Annotated in this window: 21 protein-coding genes and 1 pseudogene; 14 read left to right on the top strand and 8 right to left on the bottom strand. The window is 73.2% G+C overall.

Features of this window, described 5'->3' with window-relative positions; translation table 11 throughout:
• The 4 genes and pseudogenes from ACFWWU_RS11080 to ACFWWU_RS11065 form a co-directional block, all read right to left on the bottom strand.
• A pseudogene (locus tag ACFWWU_RS11080) lies at window positions 1-286 on the bottom strand (hypothetical protein); the annotation flags it as partial.
• A gap of 159 nt (window positions 287-445) precedes the next feature.
• Window positions 446-712, bottom strand: coding sequence for a hypothetical protein (locus ACFWWU_RS11075; protein ID WP_384142277.1), 267 nt, complete (start codon window positions 710-712; stop codon window positions 446-448).
• 226 nt (window positions 713-938) lie between these two features.
• A complete protein-coding gene (locus ACFWWU_RS11070) occupies window positions 939-1,769 on the bottom strand; it encodes a hypothetical protein (RefSeq protein WP_384142274.1) in 831 nt (276 codons plus the stop codon).
• A 277-nt stretch (window positions 1,770-2,046) separates the two neighbouring features.
• Complete coding sequence (locus ACFWWU_RS11065; protein ID WP_055646045.1) at window positions 2,047-2,286, bottom strand: chaplin; 240 nt, start codon at window positions 2,284-2,286, stop codon at window positions 2,047-2,049.
• Between the two features lie 406 nt (window positions 2,287-2,692).
• Here ACFWWU_RS11065 and ACFWWU_RS11060 point away from each other — a divergent pair, with 406 nt between their 5' ends.
• The 9 genes from ACFWWU_RS11060 (at window position 2,693) to ACFWWU_RS11020 (ending at window position 13,378) form a co-directional block, all read left to right on the top strand.
• Complete coding sequence (locus ACFWWU_RS11060) at window positions 2,693-3,727, top strand: DUF3344 domain-containing protein (RefSeq protein ID WP_384142270.1); 1,035 nt, start codon at window positions 2,693-2,695, stop codon at window positions 3,725-3,727.
• Window positions 3,693-4,874: a glycosyltransferase gene (locus tag ACFWWU_RS11055; protein ID WP_384142267.1), complete on the top strand. Its 1,182-nt coding sequence runs from the start codon at window positions 3,693-3,695 to the stop codon at window positions 4,872-4,874. The genes ACFWWU_RS11060 and ACFWWU_RS11055 overlap by 35 nt, the downstream gene beginning before the upstream one ends.
• On the top strand, window positions 4,871-6,319 hold the full coding sequence (locus tag ACFWWU_RS11050) for a sugar transferase (protein ID WP_384142264.1): 1,449 nt from the start codon (window positions 4,871-4,873) through the stop codon (window positions 6,317-6,319). The genes ACFWWU_RS11055 and ACFWWU_RS11050 overlap by 4 nt, the downstream gene beginning before the upstream one ends.
• 2 nt (window positions 6,320-6,321) lie before the next feature.
• On the top strand, window positions 6,322-7,683 hold the full coding sequence (locus ACFWWU_RS11045) for an O-antigen ligase family protein (RefSeq protein WP_384142261.1): 1,362 nt from the start codon (window positions 6,322-6,324) through the stop codon (window positions 7,681-7,683).
• 271 nt (window positions 7,684-7,954) lie between these two features.
• Window positions 7,955-9,688: a lipid II flippase MurJ gene (locus ACFWWU_RS11040; RefSeq protein WP_384142885.1), complete on the top strand. Its 1,734-nt coding sequence runs from the start codon at window positions 7,955-7,957 to the stop codon at window positions 9,686-9,688.
• Window positions 9,585-10,394, top strand: coding sequence for a polysaccharide deacetylase family protein (locus ACFWWU_RS11035; protein WP_384142258.1), 810 nt, complete (start codon window positions 9,585-9,587; stop codon window positions 10,392-10,394). Before ACFWWU_RS11040 ends, ACFWWU_RS11035 begins: the two co-directional genes overlap by 104 nt.
• Window positions 10,391-11,524 carry a glycosyltransferase gene (locus ACFWWU_RS11030; protein WP_384142255.1) on the top strand — a complete coding sequence of 378 codons (1,134 nt, stop codon included), beginning with the start codon at window positions 10,391-10,393 and terminating at the stop codon, window positions 11,522-11,524. Before ACFWWU_RS11035 ends, ACFWWU_RS11030 begins: the two co-directional genes overlap by 4 nt.
• Window positions 11,525-11,537: 13 nt before the next feature.
• On the top strand, window positions 11,538-12,242 hold the full coding sequence (locus ACFWWU_RS11025; protein ID WP_384142252.1) for a lipopolysaccharide biosynthesis protein: 705 nt from the start codon (window positions 11,538-11,540) through the stop codon (window positions 12,240-12,242).
• Complete coding sequence (locus tag ACFWWU_RS11020) at window positions 12,239-13,378, top strand: GNAT family N-acetyltransferase (RefSeq protein ID WP_384142249.1); 1,140 nt, start codon at window positions 12,239-12,241, stop codon at window positions 13,376-13,378. The genes ACFWWU_RS11025 and ACFWWU_RS11020 overlap by 4 nt, the downstream gene beginning before the upstream one ends.
• A gap of 37 nt (window positions 13,379-13,415) precedes the next feature.
• Here ACFWWU_RS11020 and ACFWWU_RS11015 read toward each other — a convergent pair whose 3' ends face one another.
• Window positions 13,416-15,083: a glycoside hydrolase family 26 protein gene (locus ACFWWU_RS11015; RefSeq protein ID WP_384142246.1), complete on the bottom strand. Its 1,668-nt coding sequence runs from the start codon at window positions 15,081-15,083 to the stop codon at window positions 13,416-13,418.
• A 158-nt stretch (window positions 15,084-15,241) separates the two neighbouring features.
• Here ACFWWU_RS11015 and ACFWWU_RS11010 point away from each other — a divergent pair, with 158 nt between their 5' ends.
• Window positions 15,242-16,579 carry an ATP-grasp domain-containing protein gene (locus tag ACFWWU_RS11010; protein ID WP_384142243.1) on the top strand — a complete coding sequence of 446 codons (1,338 nt, stop codon included), beginning with the start codon at window positions 15,242-15,244 and terminating at the stop codon, window positions 16,577-16,579.
• Between the two features lie 35 nt (window positions 16,580-16,614).
• Window positions 16,615-17,871 carry an FAD-dependent oxidoreductase gene (locus ACFWWU_RS11005; RefSeq protein WP_384142881.1) on the top strand — a complete coding sequence of 419 codons (1,257 nt, stop codon included), beginning with the start codon at window positions 16,615-16,617 and terminating at the stop codon, window positions 17,869-17,871.
• A gap of 68 nt (window positions 17,872-17,939) precedes the next feature.
• On the opposite strand, the gene ACFWWU_RS11000 is transcribed toward ACFWWU_RS11005, so the two are convergent.
• Together ACFWWU_RS11000 and ACFWWU_RS10995 are read right to left on the bottom strand one after the other, a co-directional pair.
• Window positions 17,940-18,173, bottom strand: coding sequence for a chaplin (locus ACFWWU_RS11000; RefSeq protein ID WP_384142240.1), 234 nt, complete (start codon window positions 18,171-18,173; stop codon window positions 17,940-17,942).
• 176 nt (window positions 18,174-18,349) lie between these two features.
• Window positions 18,350-18,760: a rodlin gene (locus ACFWWU_RS10995; protein ID WP_384142237.1), complete on the bottom strand. Its 411-nt coding sequence runs from the start codon at window positions 18,758-18,760 to the stop codon at window positions 18,350-18,352.
• A gap of 220 nt (window positions 18,761-18,980) precedes the next feature.
• Between ACFWWU_RS10995 and ACFWWU_RS10990 the strand changes: the two genes are divergently transcribed.
• The 3 genes from ACFWWU_RS10990 to ACFWWU_RS10980 all read left to right on the top strand — a co-directional run bounded on the left by ACFWWU_RS10990 (window position 18,981) and on the right by ACFWWU_RS10980 (window position 21,336).
• Window positions 18,981-19,391, top strand: a complete 411-nt coding sequence (locus tag ACFWWU_RS10990; RefSeq protein ID WP_384142234.1) for a rodlin — start codon at window positions 18,981-18,983, stop codon at window positions 19,389-19,391.
• Window positions 19,392-19,792: 401 nt separating this feature from the next.
• Window positions 19,793-20,833, top strand: coding sequence for an LCP family protein (locus ACFWWU_RS10985; protein WP_384142231.1), 1,041 nt, complete (start codon window positions 19,793-19,795; stop codon window positions 20,831-20,833).
• Window positions 20,834-20,928: 95 nt separating this feature from the next.
• Window positions 20,929-21,336 (top strand): rodlin, encoded by a 408-nt coding sequence (locus ACFWWU_RS10980; protein WP_384142228.1) that lies wholly within the window; start codon window positions 20,929-20,931, stop codon window positions 21,334-21,336.
• Window positions 21,337-21,419: 83 nt separating this feature from the next.
• Here the strand turns inward: ACFWWU_RS10980 and ACFWWU_RS10975 are convergent, their stop codons facing one another.
• Window positions 21,420-23,501: a thioredoxin domain-containing protein gene (locus tag ACFWWU_RS10975; protein ID WP_384142225.1), complete on the bottom strand. Its 2,082-nt coding sequence runs from the start codon at window positions 23,499-23,501 to the stop codon at window positions 21,420-21,422.
• Window positions 23,502-23,642 lie beyond the last annotated feature (141 nt).

The raw sequence follows: 23,642 nt of genomic DNA, 5'->3' as shown, positions 1-23,642 counted from the left end.
TCGTCGGGGGATGGGTCGGCTCGCCCGGCTCGTCGCCGTAGCCGCCGGGTTCCCCCGCCTGGGCGCAGAGGTCGCCGACGGCCGCCGCGACGAAGCCGCCGAGCTCCATGCTCTTGCCGCAGACGTCCGCGGGCAGGGGGCCCTGGACCTGACCCGCCGTGCCGGGACCGGGGGAATCGCCCGTACCGGCATGGGAGTTGGCGGCTAGCGCGAATCCGCCGGTCAGCGACAGGATGCCGGTCGCTGCCGCCGCGGTGAGTACTTTCCTGCTGATGATGGACCGCATACCGCTCTTCCTCTGGAGAAAGGGAGAGACCGGCGAGGATCCCCCCTCGCTCCGACCGGCCAGTCCACGCCGACGTTCGCGTGGAATGGACCAGACAGTAGGGAGCGGGGCCCCACGTCAAGCGGGGGCCACACGGCGGCCGATCAGAAAATCATTCGATCAGCCGCCCAGCGGGAGGCCGCCGAGCAGCGCGGAGCCGCCCTTGCCGGCCTCGTTGAGCTGCCCCAGGGTGTCCGTGGCGGTCTTCACCGGGGAGCCGTCCGTGGTGCTGCTCAGCATGTCCGTCTTCAGCCCATTGGCGGCGATCGCCTCCAGGCCACCGTTCAGGCTGGTGGGGGTCAGCGCCTCCGTGGCCATGGCGGGCGCGGCGGCACCCAGCGCCACGAGCGAACCGGCGACGATCGCGGCGACCTTGGTGGACTTCATGGGGAGAATCCTTCCTCTGTTCTTTCAAGTCACGTTCCACACAGGGTTTTTGGCCGAATCCCGTGTGTCGTTCTGCCTTCTGTAACGAGAGGTGCGCTCCCCGGAAACTCCGGGAGGAAGGATTTCTCGACACTGCACCCGATCGATGTCGACCGGTGCTATTTGTCGCGCGCGAAGGCCCGTACCGGTTCGGCGGACGCCGGGCCGGTACGGGCCTTCGCGGGGACTACCTGACGGGAAGCGGGGGCTTGACCGGCAGATCGGGGACGTCGACCGGCGGCTTCACGGGCGCGTCGACCGGCAGCTCGGGCGGGTCGACCGGCAGCTCGGGCGGGTCGACCGGCAGCTCCGGCGCGGTGACCGGGAGCGCCGGGAGTGCGGGCAGTCCGGCCAGGTCCGGTGCGGGCAGACCGCTGCCGAGCACGGTGGCGACGGCCAGATTGACCAGTGACGTCAGGGTCGCGGTCACCTGCGGTACGACTCCGCCGGCGTCGCCCGAGGTGACGGCGGCGAGCAGTCCGGCGACGGCCTTCTCGACCGTGGCGAGGGCGTCGTCCACGATGTCCGCGGGCGCGGCGGTGGCCTTCGCACCGGCGGCGACGGGCAGGCTCACCGGCGGCTTCACGGGAAGGTCAGGCGCGGGGAGGTCCGGAGCCGGGAGATCCGGCGCGGGGAGGTCCGGGGCCGGGAGATCCGGCGCGGGGAGGTCCGGGGCTGGGGTGTCCGGCAGTGGCGCGGGGGCCGTTTCCTTGGCCTGCTCGACGGCCGCCGCGATCTTCGCCTTGAGGGCGTCGGCGTCGGTCGCGGGCAGCTGGCCCGCGTCGGCCTTGAGGGCGGCCGTGACGAGTTCGGTCACGGGGGTCGTCACCGAGCCGAGCTCGCCGAGGGCCTCGGCCTGGGTCAACAGGGCGGCGGCTTCGGGGAGGGGCGCGTGGGCGGCCCGGTCGGCCGCGGAGGACGGATGGTGTTCGCCGGCGACGGCGGGTCCCGCCGCGCCGAGGGTGATGGCGGCGGATATCGCCAGGGCGGTGAATCGGCGTGTAGCCAGGGGACGCATATGTGTTCCTTTTCCTTATGCGTCGGACAACTTCTCTCCCACCGTGCCTGCGGGTATAGCCCTCCGCAACCGGGGAACTACTGAGCGCCACGTCTCCGTTCGAGTGAATCCACCCTTCTGGCCTGCCCCTCGAAGGGGCGTACGCCGTTGCACCGAACGGCGCACGACGGTGCGGCCGAACGAGTAGCCCACCAGTCCCCGCAAGGAAAAAGCCGGTGCGCCCACCCCGATCGGGGTGGGCGCACCGGCTTCGGAAGGACCGATCCGCTGTGCGAGATCAGACGTTGGCGCAGAAGTTGCCGAAGGTCGGGTTCAGCGCGCCGATGACGCTGACGGTGTTACCGCAGACGTTGACCGGGATGTGGACCGGGACCTGGACGACGTTGCCGGAGCCGACACCCGGGGACTTCACGGCCGCACCCTCGGCGATGGAGTCGGCGGCGGCGACACCGGCGGCACCGGCGACCGCGGCGGCGGCACCGACGGTCAGGACAACGGCCTTGGCGATACGGGACATGGGGAAGTGCTCCTCGATCGAATTCATCCAACTCGGACTGCGCGGACTGTTCGGCCCGGCTCTCTCAACAACGCATCGACCTTTCATCGGTTGCTCTCCCGAACGGGTGACGTTCAACCGATCTTTGGGCCATAAGAGGGCCATTGGAGCGACTGGGCGTGGAATGGCGCAACACGCTCAACGAGGAACCTGCCGCGCAGATACGGGAGTTAGCGTTTCCGAGCATCTAATGCTTACTATCGCCCCGCGTCGGGGTTATAACGTTCCCGAACGTTGCTTCCGGGCCGACCGCGCGTTCACCCATTCCGTGCGGACGACACCTCCCCCTCTCCCGGCCTTCTCCGGTCTTCCCTTCCTCCTCTCATCAAAGCGGAGAACCTGTATGCGGAATTCAGCGTTTCCTGCTGTGCGTCGCAGTGTGGTGTGCGCCCTGTCGTGTGCGGTCCTGTCCGCCGCGCTGCCGGTCGCCTCCGCCGCCGCGCCCCGGCCCGGTGAGGCCTCCCGCGTCCCCTTCGCCCCGCGCTACGAGGCCGAGCAGCACGGCGGGATCGTGCGGGCCGCCAACACCTCGGCGAAGGGCGTGAAGGGCACCGAGTCGGTCAACGACGACGCCTCGATCGCGTACGTCGACGTCGACGGCGACCCCCACACGTACAACTCCAGCCGTGCCGAGCTCCCGGTGCCGTCGGGCGCCCGGGTGAGCTGGGCCCGTCTGTACTGGGGCGGGAACCTGCGGGTGGGCGAGCAGAAGCCGCCCGCGGACAACGGGCGCGTCCTGATCGCCGAGCCCGGCGGACAGTACAAGGCGCTGCTCGCCGACACCCTGATCGGTCACCGCACCGCCGGCGGCGCCGACGCCTTCCAGGCCTCCGCCGACGTCACCGAGCTCGTCCGCTCGGCCCGCTCGGGCCAGTGGACGGTCGGCCAGGTCAATGTGGCCATGGGGCGTTCGAAGGTGGGCGGCTGGGGCGGCTGGACGCTCGTCGCCGCGTACGAGAAGGCCTCGGAACCGCTGCGCCGACTGGCCGTCTGGGACGGTTTCGAAACGGTCGGGCCGGGGGACGGTGAGCTGCGCGTCCCGGTCGACGGAAAGCGTTATCCGAAGGGCGCGGGCGGACGGCTCGGGGTGATCGCCTATGACGGTGACCGCGGCACTTCCGGTGATTACCTGGCGGTCGAAACGAGCCCGTCCCGGAGCGTCCGAATGGCCGATTCCGCTAATTCTCCGGACGATGCCATGAACTCCAGCATCACCGAATTCGGCACCGGTCGGACGGTCCGTTATCCCGATGGTACGAACACTCTGGGGTACGACTCCGACGTCTTCGATCTGCGGGGGGCGCTGCGCGAGGGGGGCGACCGTGTCCATGTCCGGTTCGGCAGCCGGAAGGACACCGTCTGGCTCGGTGCGCTCTTCCTCCAGGCCGACGTCCGGCGCTGACGTGCGGCCTCCACGAGCGCCGGAAGCGCCGGACCCCGTGTCCGCCACCGTCCTGCACGCGGTCCAGCCCGGTGACGGCGGGGTCGCCCGTGTCGTCGTCGACCTGGTCCGCGCCCAGCGCGCCGCCGGCCTGCGGGTCGCGGTCGCCTGCCCTCCGGGCACCTCCCTCTCCGCCGCCGTCCGCGCCGAGGGTGCCGAGACCCACGACTGGCGGGCCGGCCGGGACCCCGGTCCCCGACTGGTCCGCGAGACGAGGGAGCTGGCCCGGGTGATCCGTTCCGTCCGGCCCGGTCTCGTCCACGCGCACAGCGCCAAGGCCGGACTGTGCGCCCGACTCGCCCTGCGCGGACGGGTTCCGACGGTGTACCAGCCGCACGCCTGGTCCTTCGAGGCGGTCACCGGGACGACCGCGTCGCTCGCCCGCCGCTGGGAGCGGTTCGGCGCCCGCTGGGCGGACCGGATCCTCTGCGTCAGCGAGGCCGAGCGCCGTACCGGCGAGGCCGCCGGGGTCGTGGCGGACTGGTCCGTCGTCCACAACGGTGTGGACGTGGCGCGGTTCGCGACCGGCGGCCCGCCCGGCAACCCCGTGCCCACCGTCGTCTGCGTGGGCCGGCTCTGCCGCCAGAAGGGGCAGGACGTGCTGCTCGCCGCCTGGCCCGCCGTCCTCGCGGAGGTGCCCACGGCCCGCCTCGTGCTGGTCGGCGACGGCCCGGACGGCGAGCGGTTGCGGGCCGCGGCGGGCCCCTCGGTCCGCTTCACCGGCGCCGTCGACGACACCGTCCCCTGGTACCGGGCCGCCGACGTGGTCGTCCTGCCGTCCCGCTGGGAGGGCATGGCGCTCGCGCCCCTGGAGGCCATGGCGAGCGGCCGGCCGGTCGTTGTCAGCGATGTCGACGGCGCGCGCGAGAGCCTTCCGCCCGCCCACGAACCCCTGTGCCTGGTCCCGCCCGAGGACCCGGCCGCGCTCGCCGCCGCTCTCGGCCGCCTCCTCGGCAGGCCGGAGCTGCGGCACCGTCTGGGCCGCGAGGCCCACGAGCACGTACTCAGCAGTTTCGATGTCCGGCGCACCGGCGCGGCCGTCGCGGACGTCTACCGCGAACTGGCCGGCGTGCGGGGGGCCGAACACAGAGAGCCGATTGCGCAGTGACCACGGAAAGTACCAGCGTTCCCTCCTCGCCGGGGCCCTGGCCCACGGCGGGCCAGGCCTTCGGCCTCGCCTCCCTCGCGCCGCGCCGCGCCACGACGGACCGGCTCGCGCTGCCGCGCCGCCCCGCCCGGCGGCGGTCCGGCGCCTGGCCGCTCGTGGCGGTCGACTGCCTCGCCGTCCTGGCCGCCGCCTCGCTGCTGAGCGCCGCGCACCACGACGCCCGGCTGCTGCTGCCAATCGCGGCGCTCGTCCTCGTCCTCGACGGGCACGGCGGGCTCTACCGGCCGGCCGCGCACACCCGGCTGCTCGACGAGCTGCCCGCGCTCGCCTCCCGCGCCGGGGTCGCCTGGTGCCTGGCGGCGGCCGGCGTCGCCGCGTACTCCCCCGCCCTGGCGTTCGGGCCGCTGCGGCTCTGCGCCGCGTACGGCACGCACGTCGCCGTCACGTGCCTGGTCCGCGCGCTGCTCCTTGCCCGCAGGCGGCGGGTGGCGCGGGAGCGTCCGCGCTCGGCGCTGGTCATCGGCGGGACGGGGGCCGCGCGCCGGTTCGCCGCGGCGGCCTCCCAGCATCCCGAGTACGGGATGCGGCCGGTCGGGATCGTCGGCGTGCCGGAGCAGGGCGGAGCCGCCCGGGCGGTCGGGGAGGCCGGACTTCCGGTCCTCACCACGACCGAGGAGATCCACCGGGCCGTCATCCAGAACAGCGTGTGCGACGCGGTGTTCCTCGACGACGACCCGGGGCTCGTGAACCTCTTCCAGCACTACGGCTGCACCACCTGGCGGGTGGGCGGCGAACGGCGGGCCGGGCCGATGGGGGAGCACGTCTGGGGGTACGCCTGGCACCGGATCGTCCCGCTGGGCGAGCGCCGCGGGCTGACCGCCAAGCGCGCGCTCGACATCGCGTTCGCCGCGCCCGCGCTCGCGCTCGCGCTGCCGGTGCTGCTGCTGTGCGCGCTCGCCGTGCGCCTTTCGGACGGTCCGGGGGTCCTCTTCCGGCAGGAGCGGGTGGGCCAGCACGGCCGCCACTTCACGCTCCTCAAGTTCCGGACGCTGCGGCCGACCGACGACACCGAGTCGGCGACCCGCTGGAACGTGGCGGGCGACCGGCGGATGAGCGCGGCCGGCGGTTTCCTGCGCAAGAGCTCGCTGGACGAGCTGCCGCAGCTGTGGAACATCCTGCGCGGGGACATGAGCCTGGTCGGGCCCCGGCCCGAACGCCCGTACTTCGTCGCCCAGTTCAGCAAGATCCACGCCGGTTATGCGGCCCGGCACCGGATGCCGGTGGGGCTGACGGGACTGGCGCAGGTGCACGGGCTGCGCGGCGACACCTCGATCGAGGACCGCTGCCGTTTCGACAATCACTACATCGACCACTGGTCGCTCTGGCAGGACGTCTGCATCCTGCTGCGTACGGCGGCCGGGCTCGTCCGACCCACAGGGAGCTGAGGATGGCCACGGCCGTGACGCCGGTGCCGGCGGTCGACCCGGACGCGAGGAACCGGACCCGCGAGGACGTACGGGACCGGGCCCGCGACGACGTACGGGACTGGGCCCGCAGGGCCGGGGCGCTGTCCCCGGTCCTCGCCGTGATCGCGCTGCTGCTCGTCCCGGGCGGCGGCGGCGCGCAGGGCGGCACCGGTGGCACGGGCACGATCGCGGACGCGGCCTCCGGGCTCCTCGTCCTGATCTGTTTCGTGCGGGTGCTGCGCGGCGGCGCCCGGCCGCTGACCCGGGCGGCGGCCGTCGTCCTCGGCCTGCCCGTCCTCGGGATCTGTCTGGCCGCCATCACCTCGAACGACCCGGCGGCGAGCCTGCCGGGCGTCGCCCGCTACGTACAGATCTTCGTCCTCGTCCCGGCGGCCGTGCTCCTGATGATCCGCGACCGGCGGGACTTCGCCGTCGTCGCCTGGGGTCTCGTCGGGCTCGCGCTGCTCCAGGGCGCGGTGGGCGTGCTCCAGTACCTGACCGGTACGGGCGCCTCGTACATGGGCGAGGACATCCGGGCCGTCGGCACCTTCGGGCCGACCGACGTGATGGGCATGGCGACGGTCGTGTCGTACGGGCTCGTCATCGTCACCGGGATCGCGCTCGGCAGCGGCCCCGGCCGGATCCGGACGGCGGCGCTGGTCTGCGCGGGGCTGCTGTTCCTGCCGCTGGTGCTGTCGTTCAGCCGGGGCGCGTGGATCGCGACCGTGCTCGCCTGCGGGATCCAGCTGCTGCTCGCCGGGCCGCGCCGGGCGCTGCGGGTGGCGCTCGCGGCGGGGGCGCTCGGCGTCGTCCTCGTCGGCGGTCTCGGGATCGGTTCGGCGATGGTGAAGGACCGGGTCGCCAGCATCACGCAGGTGGCGGGGGCGCCGGACCAGTCGGTGACGGACCGGTACACGATGTGGGCGGCGGCCGGGCGGATGTGGAGCACGGAGCCGGTCACGGGTGTCGGCCTCAAGGGCTTCCCCGCGTACCGCGACTCGAACGCCTCGCTCGCGCTGTCCTCCGGAAGCGACACGGCGGGCGCGGGCGCCGTCTTCCAGCGACAGCCGCTGCTGTCCCCGCACAACATGTATCTGCTGGTGCTCAGCGAGCAGGGCCTCCTGGGGCTGTTCGCGCTGGCCGGCAGCTGGGTGGCGCTGCTCGTCGGCGCGCTGCGCCGGCGGCGCCTCGGCGCGGACTGCGCGCTCGTCGCGACGGGCCTGCTGTCCTGGCAGCTCATCGACTTCTTCTACGCGGACATCGGCGGCCCGTCGACGGTCCTGATGTCGGTCGTGTTCGGTCTGGCGGCCTGGTGGTCGCTGGCGGAGGTGCGGCGTGCGTGACCCGTGGGCCGGGGAGCCGGAGCCCACGGACACCCCGTGGCCCGGCGCTCCGCGCTCCGCTCCCCGGCCGCCCTGCGGCACCCCGCTGGCCGACCCCTGGCCGACCGCGCCTCCGGGGCCCACGGACTCTCCGTGGGCCCCGGAGGCCGCGGCGCTGCCGGGGGCGGGCGCGGGGGTGGGGACGGGGACGGCCGTGCGGGGGACGGAGACCGCCGTACGGGGGCCGGATTCCGCCGTACGGGCGGACGGGGCACGGGCGGACGGGGTACGGGTGCGGGCGCCGCGCGGGCGCCGGGCGCACGCCCGGGTGCGGGTACGGGCCGGGGCCGACCGGGTGCAGGGGCGGGGCTTCCTCGCGAAGGCCGCCGCCGTGACCGCCGGGCTCACCGCCCTCGGAGCCCTGCTCGGGCTCGTACGCGACCAGATCCTCGCCGGGTACTTCGGCGCGGGCGCCGAGACCGACGCGTTCCTGGTGGCGTGGACGGTGCCCGAGTTCGCCTCGACGCTGCTCATCGAGGACGCGCTCGCGCTGATCCTGGTGCCCGCCTTCTCCCGTGCCCTCGCCCGCCGCTCCGGCAGCCTGTTCGGGGATCCGGTGCGCGCCCTCGTGCGCGGCACGCTCCCGCGGCTCACCGTCGCCGTCGCCGTCGCCGCCGCCGTACTCGTCCTGGCGGCGCCGCTCATCGTCTCCGCCCTCGCGCCCGGCCTGCCCGACCCGCAGCTCGCCGTCGACTGCACCCGGCTGACCGCGACCTGCGTGCTGTCCTTCGCCCTGGTCGGGTACTGCTCGGCCGCGCTCCGCGCGCACGGCTGCTTCCTGTCGCCGGCCTCGATCTACGTGGCGTACAACGTCGGCATCATCGGCACGATCCTGGTGCTGCGCGAGCCGTGGGGGGTGCGGTCCGCCGCCGCCGGGGTCGCGGTCGGCGGGGTCCTGATGGTGCTCGTGCAGGCCCCCTCGCTCCTCCGCGAGCTGCGGGCCCGCCCGGTGCCGAAGGAGGAGCCGACGGCGCTCGCGCCCGAGAGCGGGCACGGCGGGCAGGAGGGGCGCATCCTGGTCCTCGGTCTCATCGCGCCGGTCGTCGCCTTCTCGCTCTGCCGCCAGTCGCAGACGCTGATCGAGCGGTTCCTCGCCTCGCCGCTGCCCTCCGGGGCCATCTCGCATCTGAACTACGCGCAGAAGGTCGCGCAGATGCCGATGATCCTCTCCCTGATGCTGTGCACGGTCAGCTTCCCCGTGGTCGCCCGCGCGCTCGCGGCGGGCGACACCGAGGCGGCCCGCCGCCGGGTCGAGCGGGATCTGCTGCTGGCCGCCGTCGTCGTGCTCGTCGGCGCCTCGACGGTGATCGCCGCCGCCCCCAGCATCGTCGAACTCCTCTTCGAGCGGGGAGAGTTCGACCGCACGGACACGGTCGCCACCGCCGCCGTCATGCGCGTCTACGCCCTCGGCCTCCTCGGCCAGACCATGGTCGGCGCCCTCGTCCGCTGCTACTTCTCCGCCGCCCGCCCCCTCTGGTACCCGGCCGCCGCGATGGCCGCCGGGCTCGCCACGACCACCGTCGCCGGGATCCCCGGCGCCCACTACTGGGGCGCCGTCGGCATCGCCGCCGCGAATGCCCTCGGCATCACCTGCTCCGCCGTCCTGCTGCTGCGCGGCGCCCACCGCCAGACCGTGCCCGTCCAGGTCGACCGGCTCGGCGAGGGTCTCCTCCGGCTCGCCACCGCCGGCGCGTGGGCCACCGGCGCCGGCTGGCTCTGCTCGGTCGGGATCGACTCCCCCGCCCTCGCCCTCGCCGTCGCCGCCCTGGTCGTCATCGGCGTCTTCCTGCTCTTCATCGCCTGCGCCGCCAAGGCGCCGGAGATTCCGCCCCTGCCCCGCTCCGCCTCCCGGAGGACCGACCATGCCCGCCCCCACCGCGCTGCGCCGACTGCTGCCGAAGCCGCCCCTGTGGGTGAAACCGCCCCTGTGGGTGGCGATGTACCACTCGATCACGGACCCCGGTGACGACCCGTACCACGTGACCGTCTCCCCCGTCCGCTTCGCCCGGCAGCTGCACTGGCTCGGCGACCGGGGGCTGCGCGGGGTCTCGGTGCGGGAGCTGCTCGCCGCCACCGCCGCCGGGCGCGCCAAGGGGCTCGTCGGCCTCACCTTCGACGACGGCTACGCCGACTTCCTCGACTCGGCGCTGCCGCTGCTGCGCCGTCACGGCTTCACCGCCACCGTGTACGTCCTGCCGGGCCGGCTCGGCGGCGAGAACGCCTGGGACACCAACGGCCCGCGCAAACGCCTCCTCGACGAGGACGGCATCCTGCGGATCGCGGAGGCCGGCATGGAGATCGGCTCCCACGGCCTCACCCACGTCGCCCTCACCGAGGCCGACGACACGGCGCTCGCGGACGAGACCCGGCGCAGCCGCGAGCTCCTCGAGGAGATGACCGGCGAGACCGTGGACGGCTTCTGCTACCCGTACGGGAAGGTCGACCCGCGCGTGATCCACGCCGTACGGAAGGCCGGCTACCGCCACGCCTGCGCGATCGACCCCGGTCCGCACACCAGCGCGTACGCCCTGCCCCGCATCCACATCGGCGAGGACGACACGTCCTGGCGGCTCACCGCCAAGCGCGTGCTGCACCCGCTGCGCCGCCGCCACCCCGTCGACGTGTTCCCCTCGCAGGCCCAGGCCGGACCCGCCGTGGTCGGTGCGCCATGAGGGTCCTGCACGTCATCACCGGGCTCGGCATCGGCGGCGCCGAGCAGCAGCTGCGGCTCCTGCTGCGTCACCTCCCGGTCCAGCACGGGGTGGTCACCCTCACCAACCCGGGCGCGGTCGCCGCGGGCATCGAGGCCGACGGCACCCCCGTCACCCACCTGGGCATGGCCGGCAACCGTGACCTCGGCGCGCTCCCCCGCCTCGCCCGGATCGTCCGCCAGGGCCGCTACGACCTCGTGCACACCCACCTCTACCGGGCATGCGTGTACGGCAGGCTCGCGGCCCGGCTCGGCGGCGTCCGGCGGGTCATCGCCACCGAGCACTCCCTCGGCGAGGCCCAGATCGAGGGCCGCCCGCTCTCCGCGGGCACCCGCGCCCTGTACCTGGCGTCCGAGCGGCTCGGCACGTCCACGGTCGCCGTCTCGCCCAGCGTGGCCCGCCGCCTCGCCGACTGGGGGGTGCCCCCGGCCCGTATCCGGGTGGTGCCCAACGGCATCGAGACCGGCCGCTTCGCCTTCGACGCCCGCGCCCGCCGCCTCACCCGGGGCGTCCTCGGCATCCCCGAGGACGCCCATGTCGTCGGCGGGGTGGGGCGGCTCGCGCCCGGGAAGCGGTTCGACCGGCTCGTCCGGGCCGTGGCCTCGGTGCCGGAGGCCCGGCTGCTCCTCGTCGGCGAGGGCGAGCACCGCGCGGAGCTGCTGCGGATCGCCCGGGAGTGCGGGGCCGCCGACCGGGTGCTGCTCGTCGGGGCCTGCGAGGACCCGCCGTCCGTCACCTCGCTCGGCCCCTCGCTGCCCGAACTGCTGTCCGCCATGGACGTCTTCGTGTCGACGTCCCCCGACGAGACCTTCGGGCTCGCGGTCGTCGAGGCGCTGGCCGCCGGCCTTCCCGTGCTGTACGTGGCCTGCCCCGCGATCGACGACCTGCCGCCGGACGCGGCTCCGGGCGCGCGCCGGATCGGCGAGTCCGTGCCCGAGCTGGTCTCCGCGCTGCGCGGCATCCGGGACGCCCGGCTCACCCGCCTCCCCCAGCCCGCGGCCGCCCGCCGCTACGACATCACGCACAGCGCAGGGCAGTTGATGTCCCTCTACGACCAGGCCGTCCACGGCACCCCGTCCCCCGCGAAGTGAGAGAGCCCGCCCGATGAACACCACCCCAACCCGCACCTTCCCGCCCGCCGGCCTCCGTCTCCCGGGCCGCTGGGCCGTGCTCCCCGCCGCCGTCCTCGCCGGAGCGGTCCTCGGCGGCGGATACGGAGCGCTCAAGACCCCGCAGTACGCGGCGATCAGCTACGTCATCGTCGTACCGGCCGAGAAGTCGGACCCGGCGGCGGCGCTCGGCTTCGCCCAGGCCTACGGGCGGGTCGCCACCGACATCGCGGTGACCGGCGACGCCCAGGTGTGGGCGGGCGTCACCGCCGACACGCTGCGCAAGAGCGTGCAGGCCGCGACCTCGCCGGACGCGCCGATGATCTCGATCACCGCCCGGGCCGAGAAGCCCGCGAAGGCCGTGTCCATGGCCGACGGGGTGGCCCGCGCGCTCGTCCTCAACAGCACGCACGTCGCGGGCAGCACGGGCGTCAAGGTCGTGCAGTTCTCGCGCGCCACCAAGCCGGTCTCCCCCGTGTCCCCGTCCGCGCCGCTCTCCGCGCTCGTCGGCGGCTGTGCCGGCGGGCTCCTCGGCGGCCTGGTCCTGCTCGTCCGCCCGAAGCGCGGCGCGGCGCGCGGCGAGGCCCGGCACTCCCGGCAGCCCGCCGCCGCCCCGGTCGGAGGCACCCCCATGGCCGGAAGCGCCGCCGTGCCCGCCCCCGCGGTCGCCTCGCACCAGCCGGAACCGGAGGCGGTGTGACCCCGAGAGCCCTGCGGACCGAGGTCTGCCGTGACGAGGAGCGGTTCGGGCGGCTGGCGGCCGAGTGGACGGCGCTGTACGGGCGCTGCTCCTCCGCCACCCCCTTCCAGTCCCACTCCTGGCTGCACTCCTGGTGGCTCTCGTACGGCCGGCCCGGTGCGCTGCGGGTGGTGCTCGTACGACGGGAGGGCGGTGAACTCGTCGCCGCCGCGCCCCTGATGCGGGCCCGCGGGCCGCTGCCCGTCCTCACCCAGCTCGGCGGCACCATCACCGACTTCACGGACGTGCTGCTCGACGACGACTGCCCCGAGGCGGCGCCCGCCCTGGCCCGGGCGCTCGCCCGGGCGGCCCGGGGCGCGGTCATCGACCTGCGGGAGGTGCGCCCCGGCGCGGCCACCGAGCGGATCTCCGCCCACTGGCGCGGGCCGCGCCGCCGGCTGCCCGACTCGCTGTGCCTGGAGCTGCCCGCCGTCCCGATGGAGGGGCTGCTCGCACGGATCCCCTCCGGGAAGGCCCAGCGGGTCCGCGCGAAGCTCCGCAAGCTCGACGCCCTCGGCATCGACTCGCACGTCGTCACCGGCGACGAGGTGCCGGCCGCCCTCGACCGCCTTCTGAGGCTTCATCAGCTTCAGTGGCAGGGGCGGGGGGTGACCGCCGAGCACACCAGCCGGCGCTTCGCGCAGCACCTCACGCGGGCCGTGCGGCCCATGGTGGAGCGCGGGGACGCGATGGTCACCGAGTTCCGGCTCGCCGGGGACGTGGTGGCCGCCGACCTGACCCTGATGTCCCCCCGGCTCGCCGGCGGCTACCTGTACGGAGCCGACCCCGCGCTGCGGGCCCGCAAGGTCGACGTGGCGACGATGCTGCTCCGCCACGGAGCCCACGAGACCAGCGCCGGCGGGCGGGGCACGCTGAGCATGCTGCGCGGCACCGAGGCGTACAAGCAGCACTGGCGCCCCGAGGCCGTCCGCAACCAGCGGCTGATGCTCGCCGGACGGCGTACGGCCCCGCTCCTGTGGCTGCGCGCGGGCGCCGCCGACGGTCGCCGCTGGGCGGCCCGCCAGGCCCGGGAACGGGCCTGGGTGGGGCGGGCGCTGGCCCGACTGCCCGGACGGACGCCGAACGGCGGCGGATGATCTTCCTCCGCCGCCGTTCGGATCCGTCGGAGTCCGGTCAGAAGGGCCAGACGCCCTTCAGCGCGTCCTTCCAGTCGAGGTCGGCCTCGTCCTTCCAGGAGTCCTTCGGGACGCAGACGGGCCCACCGATCCAACTCTCCACCCACGAACCGAGGTTCACGGTCCAGCAGTCGGGCTTGGGTTCCGGCTTGGGCTCGGGCTTCGGTTCCGGCTTGGGCTCGGGCTTCGGTTCCGGCTTGGGCTCGGGCTTCGGTTCCGGCTTGGGCTCAGGCTTCGGCTCGGGCTTGGGCTCGGGCTTCGGTTCCGGCTTGGGCTCAGGCTTCGGTTCCGGCTTCGGCTCGGGCTTGGGCTCAGGCTTCGGCTCAGGCTTCGGTTCCGGCTTGGGCTCAGGCTTCGGCTCAGGCTTCGGTTCCGGCTTGGGCTCAGGCTTCGGCTCAGGCTTCGGTTCCGGCTTGGGCTCAGGCTTCGGTTCCGGCTTCGGTTCCGGCTTGGGCTCAGGCTTCGGTTCCGGCTTCGGTTCCGGCTTGGGCTCAGGCTTCGGCACCGGGACCGTCGGGTCTGTCGGCTCGACAGGGTCGGTCGGGTCGACCGGATCCACAGGATCGACGGGATCCACGGGATCGACCGGGTCGACGGGGTCAACCGGATCCACAGGATCAATCGGGTCCACCGGATCCACCGGGATCTCCGGGATCTCCGGTTCCACGCCGAACAGCATCTGCCGGAACACCTGCGACGACCGCGGATTGTCGTCGCACTGCCAAACGCCGTGCGGACAGTAATCCGTGATCGTGTGGTACAGCGGCTTGTGCTGTTTCATCCACTCCAGCATGCGCCGCATGTACACGGGGTTGTCGCCGTTACGGAAGAGCCCCCATTCGGGGTAGGAGATCTGCTTTCCGTGCTCCGCGGCGAAATCGACCTGCTTCTGGAGCCCGTACGGCTCGCTCACGTGTTCGTCGAAGCTCATTCCCGGCGGCTGGTCGTACGAGTCCATGCCGATGATGTCGACGACGTCGTCGCCCGGGTAGCACTCGGTCCACGGGACGGCGTCGCGGCCGCGGCTCGGGTTGAAGTCGAAGCGGAACTCCTGCCCGGGGACGGAACGCATCGCGGTGACGATGCGGGTCCAGTACTTCTTCCAGGCCGTGGGGTCCGGCGCGCACCGGTGGGTGTACGTCGTGCCGTTCATCTCCCAGCCGAGGACGATGACGGTGTCGGTCGCCCGGAGCTCGACGAGCCGCTCGGCGAGGGTCGTGAAGTGGTGGTCGTAGTACCCGGCCGCGCCCAGCTGGAGCTGGCGGCGGACCTCGTAGTCGGAGACGCCGGCCTCGTTCCGCTCCAGCATGGGGACGTTGAGGACGAACAGCCGGTCGTCCTGCTCGTTGCGCCAGTCCGCCCAGGCGTCGAGGAAGCCGGGCGGGCCCTCGATGTTCTTCCAGAGGTCGCCCGGCAGGTAGGTGTGGCCGACGCGTAGCTCGCGGCCGCCGAGCCATCTTTCGAGCTGCCCGATGCGGGCGACCCCGAGCGCGCCCGAGTCGAGGAAGGCTCCCATGGCGCTGGAGAGAGACGGTCCGGGGTCCTTCGTCGTTACGGAGTCGGTGGCGTGGGCGGGGGACGACAGGACGACTGAGCCCGAGGCGAGGAGACCGGCGGTGAACACCCCCAGCCACGCTCTCGATGTTCTCCGCTGTGCAGCTGCCATGGCCGCTCCTTAACGTCGTTCGCATTTTGATGATCCGTCAATCCGATACTCCGAAAGTATTCCTAATGAGCCGACCGTGAACGCGGCTTTCCTCTGATCAGTAGTCCATTAGAGGATTTCATCGCCCAGTTGGGGCACCCGAGATGAAGGGGCCTGCCGTGCCGCGCCGTCAGAGTTTCGACTCCCGCGTACCCACCGTCCTCGTGCGACTCGACCCGAACCCCTTTCACCACGGCACCCTCGGCGCCACGCGATCACTGGGACGGGCGGGAATCCCGGTCCATGCCGTCATCGAATCGAGCACCAGTCCCGTCGCCCGTTCCCGCTATCTCCGCTCGGCTCGCACGGGCCCGGCCACACCGTCCTCCGCCGGGCTCACGGAGCTGCTGGTCCGCATTGCCGACGAGATCAGCGACGACACCGACGGCCGGGCACCCGACGGGGCCTCACATCCCTTGCTCGCCCTCCCCCTGGACGACGTCAGCGCCCTCGCCCTGGCCCGGCGGCGCGCCGAGCTGTCCCCGCGCTTCCTGCTGCCCGAGCAGACCGAGGAGCAGCTGCTGCGGGTCGCGGACAAGGCCGGGCTCGCCAGGACCTGCGCGGCGCTCGGTCTGCCCCATCCGCGGACCGAGCTGCCCACCGGCGCCGACGAGGCCGCCGCCATGGCCTGGTCGCTCGGTCTCCCGGTGGTCGCCAAGTGGAGCAGGCCCTGGTCGCTGCCGGCCGGCCGCGGGCTGCGCAGCACCTCGATCGTGCGGTCCCTGGCGGAGGTACGGGAGTTGTACGACCGCACTCCCGAGGCCGGCAGCCGGCTGCTGCTCCAGGAACTCCTTCCGGCGGGCCGGGACCTGGACTGGTTCTTCCACGGGTACGTGGACTCCGCCGGCCGCTGCGCGACGGGGGCCACCGGACGCAAGGAGCGCTCCTGGCCCGACGGCGCCGGGCTCACCGCCGTGGGCCGCTGGGCGGCGAACCCGGTCGTGGACCGGACGGCCCGCGAGCTGCTCGACGCGCTCGGCTACCGGGGCGTGTGCGACCTGGACTTCCGGCTGGACCGGTCCACGGGCGCGTACCACCTGCTCGACTTCAACCCCCGGCCCGGCGCGCAGTTCCGGCTCTTCACCGACCCCGAGGGACTGGACGTCGTCCGGGCGGCGCACCTGGACCTGACCGGCCGTCCGGTGCCGCCGCACACCCCGGTGTACGGCCGCCGGTTCGTCGTCGAGAACTACGCGGCGCTCTCGCTCGTCACCTCCCCGCGCCGCCGGTACGCGGCCGAGCCCGGCGCCGGGCGGCAGCCGCGCACCGAGCGCGCCTGGTGCGCGGCCGACGACCCGGCGCCCGCGCTCGCGATGGGCCTCGCCTGGCTCGCGCACCTCCTGCGCAAGGCCCTCGGCGCCGTGTCCCGGCGGCTCCGGGCCGGCCGGACCGGGCAGCCGGCCGCCCTCCCGGCGCAGTCGGCCCGCACCATCCCCGACCAGCTCACCCCACGATGAGAACGATGAAGGCGGAAGGCACGATGTCGAAGTCGATGTACGACCTGGTGGTCGTCGGGGCCGGACCCTACGGTCTGTCCGTGGCCGCGCACGCGGCCGCCCACGGGCTGAAGCTGCGGACCTTCGGCCGCTCGATGGAGTCCTGGCACGCCATGCCCCCGGGCATGTTCCTGAAGTCGGAGCCCTGGGCCTCGCACCTCTCCGACCCGGAGGGTGTGTACGGACTCGACGCGTACGCCGTGACGCGGGGCGTCCGCGCCGAGCACGGCGTGCCGCTGCCGGTCGACTTCTTCGCCTCGTACGGCGAGTGGTTCGCCCGCCAGGCGGTGCCCGCCCTCGACGAGCGCCTGATCGCCTCGGTCGCGCCCGCGGCCGGGGGCTTCGCGCTGCGGACGGAGGACGGCGAGCCGCTCCGTACGCGGACGGTGGCCCTCGCCGTCGGGGTGCTGCCCTTCATGGAGATCCCCGGGCCGCTGCGGGGACTCCCCCGGCGGTACGTCACCCACTCCAGCCACCACGGCGGGCTCGACCGCTTCACCGGGCGGGACGTGACCGTCGTCGGCGCCGGGCAGGCCGCCCTGGAGACGGCCGCGCTCCTCACCGAGCAGGGCGCCGCCACCGTCCGGATCGTCGCCCGCGCGGACCGGCTGAACTGGAACACCCTGCCCCCGGCCCTCGACCGCGGCCCGTGGCGCACGGTGCGCGCCCCGCACACGGGCCTCGGCTGCGGCTGGCGCAACAAGCTCTACGCGGACACCCCGGGGCTCTTCCGGCGGCTTCCGGCCACCACCCGCGAGCGGATCTTCGACTCGGCGCTGGGCCCGGCGGGCGCGTGGTGGCTGCGCGAGCGGTTCGCGGCGGTCGGGGACGTACGGCTCGGGCAGCGGATCACCTCGGCGGCCGTCACCGGGGACGAGCGGCTCCGGCTCGACGTCACCGGGCCCGGCGGGACGACGGTCCTGGAGACCGACCACGTCGTGGCCGCGACCGGCTTCACCCCGAGCCTGGCGCGGGCGGGGATGCTCGACCCGGCGCTGCGCGGGGCGCTGCGGACGGTCGGCGCGGTCGGCGCCCCGGAGGTCGGCGGCCTCTTCGAGTCGTCGTGGCCGGGGCTCTTCCTCGCCGGGCTGCTCACGGCACCGTCGTACGGGCCGTCGATGCGGTTCGTGTTCGGCGCCGGGTACACGGCGGGCCGGCTGGTGAGGGGCGTCCGGCAGCGGCTGCGGTCGGGAGGCCGGCGCGGCACGGTGGCCCGGCCCCGTACGGGCGAGCCGGCCGCCGTCGGGGCATAGCCGAGGGCCGGCCCCGGAGAGCGGGTGCTCTCCGGGGCCGGCCCCTGTGCCTGCGTGCCGCTGGGGACTCAGTGGTTGACGCAGGTGTTGCCGAAGGCCGGGTTGATCAGGCCGATGACGTTGATGCTGTTGCCGCAGACGTTGATCGGGACGTGGATCGGGACCTGGACGACGTTGCCGGACAGGACGCCCGGCGAACCGATGGCCGCGCCGTGCGCGTCCGCGTCCGCGAAGGCGGGCGACGCCGCACCCATGGCCATGACGATTCCGGCGATGACGGCCGCAGCCTTCTTACAGTTCATTGCGTCTGGATCCTTTCCTCGGCGGAATACCTTTCCGCTGCACACCACACAACGAACACGCCTCACAAAGGAAACCGAAACAACGGCGACGTCACCTCTTTCACTCCATTGCCCGCACGAAACAGGGCCGGAGGGAACGTGAACGTTCCCTCCGGCCCCGTCGTGCGCGGTGCGGATCAGCCGTTGTAGGCGCCGTTCCCGGAGAGGATCGGGATGTCCTCCAGGATGTGCGACAGCGGCTCGTCACCCTTGGCCTGGGTGGAGTTGTCCGCGCACTGCTGGTTCTGCGGGGAGGACAGGACGTTGATGTCCTGGGCGGTGATCGGGATGGCGCCGATGAGCGAACCGAGGTTGCCCTTGACCGGGACGCCGAGGCACAGCTTGTTCAGCGAGCCCTGGACCGCCGCGAACTGCGGGCTCATGTCACCGGCGGTCTTGGAGTTGCCGTACGACTGGTGGGCGCCGTTGCCGCTGAGGGAGGTCGTGCCGCCGTCGTTGGCGATGGCGAGTGCCGGGGTCGCCGCCGCAGCGGAAGCGCCGACAACAGAGGCCGTCACAGCCGCAGCCGCCATAATCTTCTTGATCACGGTGATTCCGTTCCTGTTCCCACCAATCGACCTGATTGATGCGACGGGATCAACTGCGGCCGGGGCCATTGGTTCCGGCGCTTCACTCGTTCGACTGGGACCCTGTTTCGCGCTGCCGAGTGCGCTCCGCCAAGGGGGTGACACAGCGGAACCCGGGCGTCCGGAGGCCAGTTGATCAGGGCGCTCCCTGCACGGAGCCGGTTTCTAGAAGGGAACTCCCGTGATCAAGAAGGTTATGGCCACCGCGGCCGCAGCCGCCTCCATCGTCGGCGTGTCCGCCGCGGCGGCGACCCCGGCACTCGCCATCGCCAACGACGGCGGCACCACCTCGCTGAGCGGCAACCACGCTCACCAGGAGTACGGCAACTCCGCCACGTACGGCCACATGAGCCCGCAGTTCGCGCTTGTCCAGGGCTCCCTGAACAAGCCGTGCGTCGGCCTGCCGGCCAAGCTCAACGCCGGTTCGCTGATCGGTCTCATCCCGATCACCGTCCAGGACATCAACGTCCTGTCGTCCCCGCAGAACCAGCAGTGCACCGAGAACTCCACCCAGGCCAAGGGTGACGAGGCTCTGTCGCACATCCTGGACGACATCCCGGTCCTGTCGGGCAACGGCGTCGGCAACAACTGACGTCCCGCTCACGCGTAAGGGGCCGCCCTCTCCGGGCGGCCCCTTACGCGTGCGTGCCACGGCGCTACGGGCGTGGCCAGACGGGGGTGGTCATCAGTCGTTCCCATTCCCGGTCCGGCATTCCCGGTACCGTGCGCCCCGCCTGCACCCACTGTGTCACCAGTGCGGAATAGACCGGGAATGGCGTGCGGTCGACGGGGGTCGGTCGGTCACTCACATATCGGCTCTTCGGAATGAAGGCCATCCGTTCCCATTTCCCGGGACCCGGCGCCATCTTCGCTCCTTCCGCTGCGATTCACGCATCATTGCAAGGATTACACAGGCGCCGCAGGAGAGTGATTGGCTCTGCCCATGTCGCGTCGCGTACCTCTGTACGAGCGGGGTCGAATTAGCGTGCGGCCATGAATGTCCCGCGCCCGAAGCGGCCCCGGAGTCTGCTGCTCGCCCCCGCGGCCCTCGCCGCGCTCACCGCCCTCGTCCCCGGCGCTCTCGCCGCCGCCCCCACCGAACTCCCCGCCCCGGAACAGGGGCTGAACCTCCTCGTGGTCGGCCTCGACACCCGCAGGGGCCTGAGCGAGGCGGAGAAGGAGCGCTACCGGCTGGGCGGTAAGGAGTGCGACTGCACGGACGTGATGATGCTCGTGCACGTGTCGGCGGCGAACGACCGGGTCGACGTCGTGAGTCTGCCGCGCGACTCGCTCACCGCCTTCCCCGCCGACCACCGCGACCGGCGGACCGGGAAGGTGCACGCCGCCCACCCCGCGAAGATCAACAGCGCCTGGGCGGAGGGCGGTTCCTCGTTCGCCGTGGAGATCGTCGAGTCGATGACCGGGCTGCCCGTCCACCGGTATCTGGAGATCGACTTCCGGCGCTTCATGGACACCGTGGACCGCGTCGACGGCGGGGTGCCCATCTGTACGGCGGAGCCGCTCAAGGACCCCGCCACCGGCATCGACCTCCAGCCCGGTACCAAGCGGGTCGGGGGCGGCGAGGCCCTCCAGTACGTCCGCTCGCGGAAGGCGGACGGGCAGATGGACTTCGGCCGGATCCGCAAGCAGCAGAAGTTCGTCGTCAACACCCTGGAACGGCTCCGCGAAGGGGTCCTCGACGACCCGGCGCGGCTGCGGGACTTCGCCGCGGCGCTGCGCGGGACGGCGGCGGCCGAGCGCGGGATCTCGACGGCGGAGCTGCTGACGCTCGCCGCCCGGCTGCGGGACCTGCCCCCGGACCGTACGGAGTTCGCGACCGTGCCCGTACGGGGCTTCAATCCGACCATCGAGGGTGCCGGGTCCACGATCGCCTGGGACGAGGAAGGGGCGGCGGAGGTCTTCGGGCGGCTGCGCGAGGACCGGCCGCTGCCCGCCGCCGAGGAGGTCGCTCCCAGCACGATCCCGGTGGCCACGTACGGGCCGGCCACGGGGTCATCGCTCATCTGCCCGTAGTCCGTCCGGTGGACTTACCGGAACCTCCGCCCTTCCGACCAGTTGATCAGCACGGCTCGGCACTCAGCGGGGCCAGTACCCGAAAGGCCTGAACAATGAAGAAGCTCTTGGCTACGGCTGCTGTGGCCGCGTCGGTTCTCGGCGCGACGGCGGCGGGTGCCGGACAGGCGCTCGCGATCGCCGACGACGGTGGCACCACCTCGCTCAGCGGCAACGGTGCCCACCAGGAGTACGGCAACTCCGCCACCTACGGGAACATGAGCCCGCAGTTCGCGCTCGTCCAGGGTTCCCTGAACAAGCCGTGCGTCGGCCTGCCCGCCAAGGTCAACGCCGGTTCGCTGATCGGTCTCATCCCGATCACCGTCCAGGACGTCAACGTCCTGTCCTCCCCGCAGAACCAGCAGTGCACCGAGAACTCCACCCAGGCCAAGGGTGACGAGCCGCTGTCGCACATCCTCAGCGACATCCCGGTCCTGTCCGGCAACGGCGCCGGCAACAGCTGAGCGACGACACCCGGCACGGCGGCGGCCCCGCCGCCCCTCCTCGGAGGGGTGGCGGGGCCGTCCCCGTCCAGGCCGGGTCCGGCCTAGCGCGCCGGATTCGCCTTCTCGGCGAGCTCGGCCGGGGTGGTGACGGGGGCCTCGCACACGAAGTGGCGGCAGACGTACGCGGCGGGCCCGCCGGCCACCAGCGGGCGGTCCTTCAGGAGCGGGAACTCCTCGCTGTCGGGGGCACCGGTCGCGACCACGGCGCCGGGGGCGGTGGCGAGGAGCGCGGTACGGCGCAGCTCCTGGAAGGCCTCGTCGGCGGGGGCGCCGACGACGGCGATCTCGCGGGGCCCGTCGAGGAGGGCCTCGGCGACCGCCAGGCCCCAGCCGATGAAGCGGGGCGCGCGCGGGCCGAGGGCCTTGACGACGCCGAGGGCTCCCTCGGCGGCGGTGCGGTGGGCCTCCGAGCCGGTGTGGGCGGCGTACGAGAGGAGCGCTCCGGCGGCTGCGGTCCAGCCCGAGGGGGCGGCGTTGTCCGTGGGGTCCTGCGGGCGGCGGATGAGCGCCTCCGCGTCGTGGGCGGTGTCGTAAAGCGCGCCGCCCTCGCCGGTGAAGCGGTCGAGGACGATGTCCAGGAGGAAGCCGGCGAACTCGAGCCAGGCGCCCTCGCCGGTGACGGCGGCGAGGGCGAGGAAGCCCTCGGCGACGTCGGCGTAGTCCTCCAGGACGCCGTCGTTGGTGCCGGCCCGGCCGTCCTTGGAGGTACGGGTGAGCCGGGCGGTCTCGTCCATGTGGACCCGGACGAGCAGGTCGGCCGCCTCGGTGGCGCGTTCGACGAGGTCGGGGCGGTCGAAGAGGGCGCCGGTCTCGGCGAGGGCGGCGATCGCGAGACCGTTCCAGGCGGCGACGACCTTGTCGTCGCGGCCGGGGCGCTCGCGCTCCTCGCGGGCGGCGAGGAGCCGGGCGGCGATGGAGGCGATGCGGTCGGCGTCGGCGACTGCGTCTTCGTCGGACCGCGGGAGCTGGAGGACGGAGCTGCCGTGCTCGAACGTGCCGTCCTCGGTGACGCCGTAGTGGGCGGCGGCGAGGGCGGCGTCCTCCTCGCCGAGGACGGCGGTGAGCTGCTCGGGGGTCCAGACGTAGTAGGCGCCCTCGACGTGCTTGCCCGTGCCTCCCCCAGAGCCTTCGGCCTGGGGGTGCCCCCATCCGTCTGCGACGGCCGAGTCGGCGTCGAGGGCGGAGGCGAAGCCGCCTTCGGGGGTGCGCAGTTCGCGGACCATGAAGTCGGCGGTCTCCAGGGCGACGCGGCGGGCCAGGTCGCTGCCGGTGGCCTTCCACAGGTGCGCGTACACCCGGCAGAGCAGGGCGTTGTCGTACAGCATCTTCTCGAAGTGGGGCACGACCCAGGCGCGGTCGACGGCGTAGCGGGCGAAGCCGCCGCCGAGCTGGTCGTAGATGCCGCCGCGGGCCATGGCCTCGCAGGTGTCGGCGGCCATCTGGAGGGCGCCCTCGGAGCCCGTACGGGCATGGTGGCGGAGCAGGAACTCCACGGCCATCGACGGCGGGAACTTGGGGGCGCCGCCGAAGCCGCCGCGGGTGGCGTCGTACTCGCGGACGAGGCCGAGGAGGGCCTGCGCGAGCTCCTCCTCGCCGGGGACGCCGTCGCCGCCGTAGGCGAGGGAGCGGCCCGCGAGGTCCTTGACGATCCGGTCGGCGACCTCGCCGACCTCGTCGCGGCGGTCGGCCCAGGCGCCGCGGACGCCTTCCAGGACGTCGGGGAAGGAGGGCATGCCGTGGCGGGGCTCCGGCGGGAAGTACGTGCCGAAGTAGAAGGGGGCGGCGTCCGGGGTGAGGAAGACGGTCATCGGCCAGCCGCCCTGGCCGGTGGCGGCCTGGACGGCCTCCATGTAGACGGCGTCGACGTCGGGGCGCTCCTCGCGGTCCACCTTGACGGCGACGAAGTGCTCGTTGACCAGGTCGGCGGTGGCGTCGTCCTCGAAGGACTCGTGCGCCATCACGTGGCACCAGTGGCAGGAGCTGTAGCCGACGCTGAGCAGCACCGGGACGTCACGGCGGCGGGCCTCCTCGAAGGCCTCGGCCGACCAGGGCCACCAGTCGACCGGGTTGTCGGCGTGCTGAAGGAGGTAGGGGGAGGTCTCATGGGCCAGTCGGTTCGCCATGGTGCCCATCCTGCCCTGCCGTCGGGGACTCGTGCGGGATCCGTGCCCTTGGCGGAGCGGGGCCTCGTTCGGGTGGGGTGTCGTCACACCCGGCCGAGGCGGGTGAGGAGGGGCGGAGGGACCAGCCCGTCCGGCGCAGGC

The sequence above is a fragment of the Streptomyces sp. NPDC058650 genome (genome assembly GCF_042717315.1).
GTDB lineage: Bacteria > Actinomycetota > Actinomycetes > Streptomycetales > Streptomycetaceae > Streptomyces.
The sequence above is the reverse complement of the archived record's forward strand: the minus strand, read 5'-3'. Positions and strand labels throughout refer to the sequence as shown.

Excerpts from the sequence above, each read along its gene's own strand:
- ACFWWU_RS11005 (WP_384142881.1), top strand. The coding sequence starts at position 16,615 with ATGTACGACCTGGTGGTCGTCGGGGCCGGACCCTACGGTCTGTCCGTG.
- ACFWWU_RS10975 (WP_384142225.1), bottom strand. The coding sequence starts at position 23,501 with ATGGCGAACCGACTGGCCCATGAGACCTCCCCCTACCTCCTTCAGCAC.
- ACFWWU_RS11045 (WP_384142261.1), top strand. The coding sequence starts at position 6,322 with ATGGCCACGGCCGTGACGCCGGTGCCGGCGGTCGACCCGGACGCGAGG.
- ACFWWU_RS11065 (WP_055646045.1), bottom strand. The coding sequence starts at position 2,286 with ATGTCCCGTATCGCCAAGGCCGTTGTCCTGACCGTCGGTGCCGCCGCC.
- ACFWWU_RS11070 (WP_384142274.1), bottom strand. The coding sequence starts at position 1,769 with ATGCGTCCCCTGGCTACACGCCGATTCACCGCCCTGGCGATATCCGCC.
- ACFWWU_RS11000 (WP_384142240.1), bottom strand. The coding sequence starts at position 18,173 with ATGAACTGTAAGAAGGCTGCGGCCGTCATCGCCGGAATCGTCATGGCC.
- ACFWWU_RS11025 (WP_384142252.1), top strand. The coding sequence starts at position 11,538 with ATGAACACCACCCCAACCCGCACCTTCCCGCCCGCCGGCCTCCGTCTC.
- ACFWWU_RS10985 (WP_384142231.1), top strand. The coding sequence starts at position 19,793 with ATGAATGTCCCGCGCCCGAAGCGGCCCCGGAGTCTGCTGCTCGCCCCC.
- ACFWWU_RS11030 (WP_384142255.1), top strand. The coding sequence starts at position 10,391 with ATGAGGGTCCTGCACGTCATCACCGGGCTCGGCATCGGCGGCGCCGAG.
- ACFWWU_RS11075 (WP_384142277.1), bottom strand. The coding sequence starts at position 712 with ATGAAGTCCACCAAGGTCGCCGCGATCGTCGCCGGTTCGCTCGTGGCG.
- ACFWWU_RS11035 (WP_384142258.1), top strand. The coding sequence starts at position 9,585 with ATGCCCGCCCCCACCGCGCTGCGCCGACTGCTGCCGAAGCCGCCCCTG.
- ACFWWU_RS10980 (WP_384142228.1), top strand. The coding sequence starts at position 20,929 with ATGAAGAAGCTCTTGGCTACGGCTGCTGTGGCCGCGTCGGTTCTCGGC.
- ACFWWU_RS11015 (WP_384142246.1), bottom strand. The coding sequence starts at position 15,083 with ATGGCAGCTGCACAGCGGAGAACATCGAGAGCGTGGCTGGGGGTGTTC.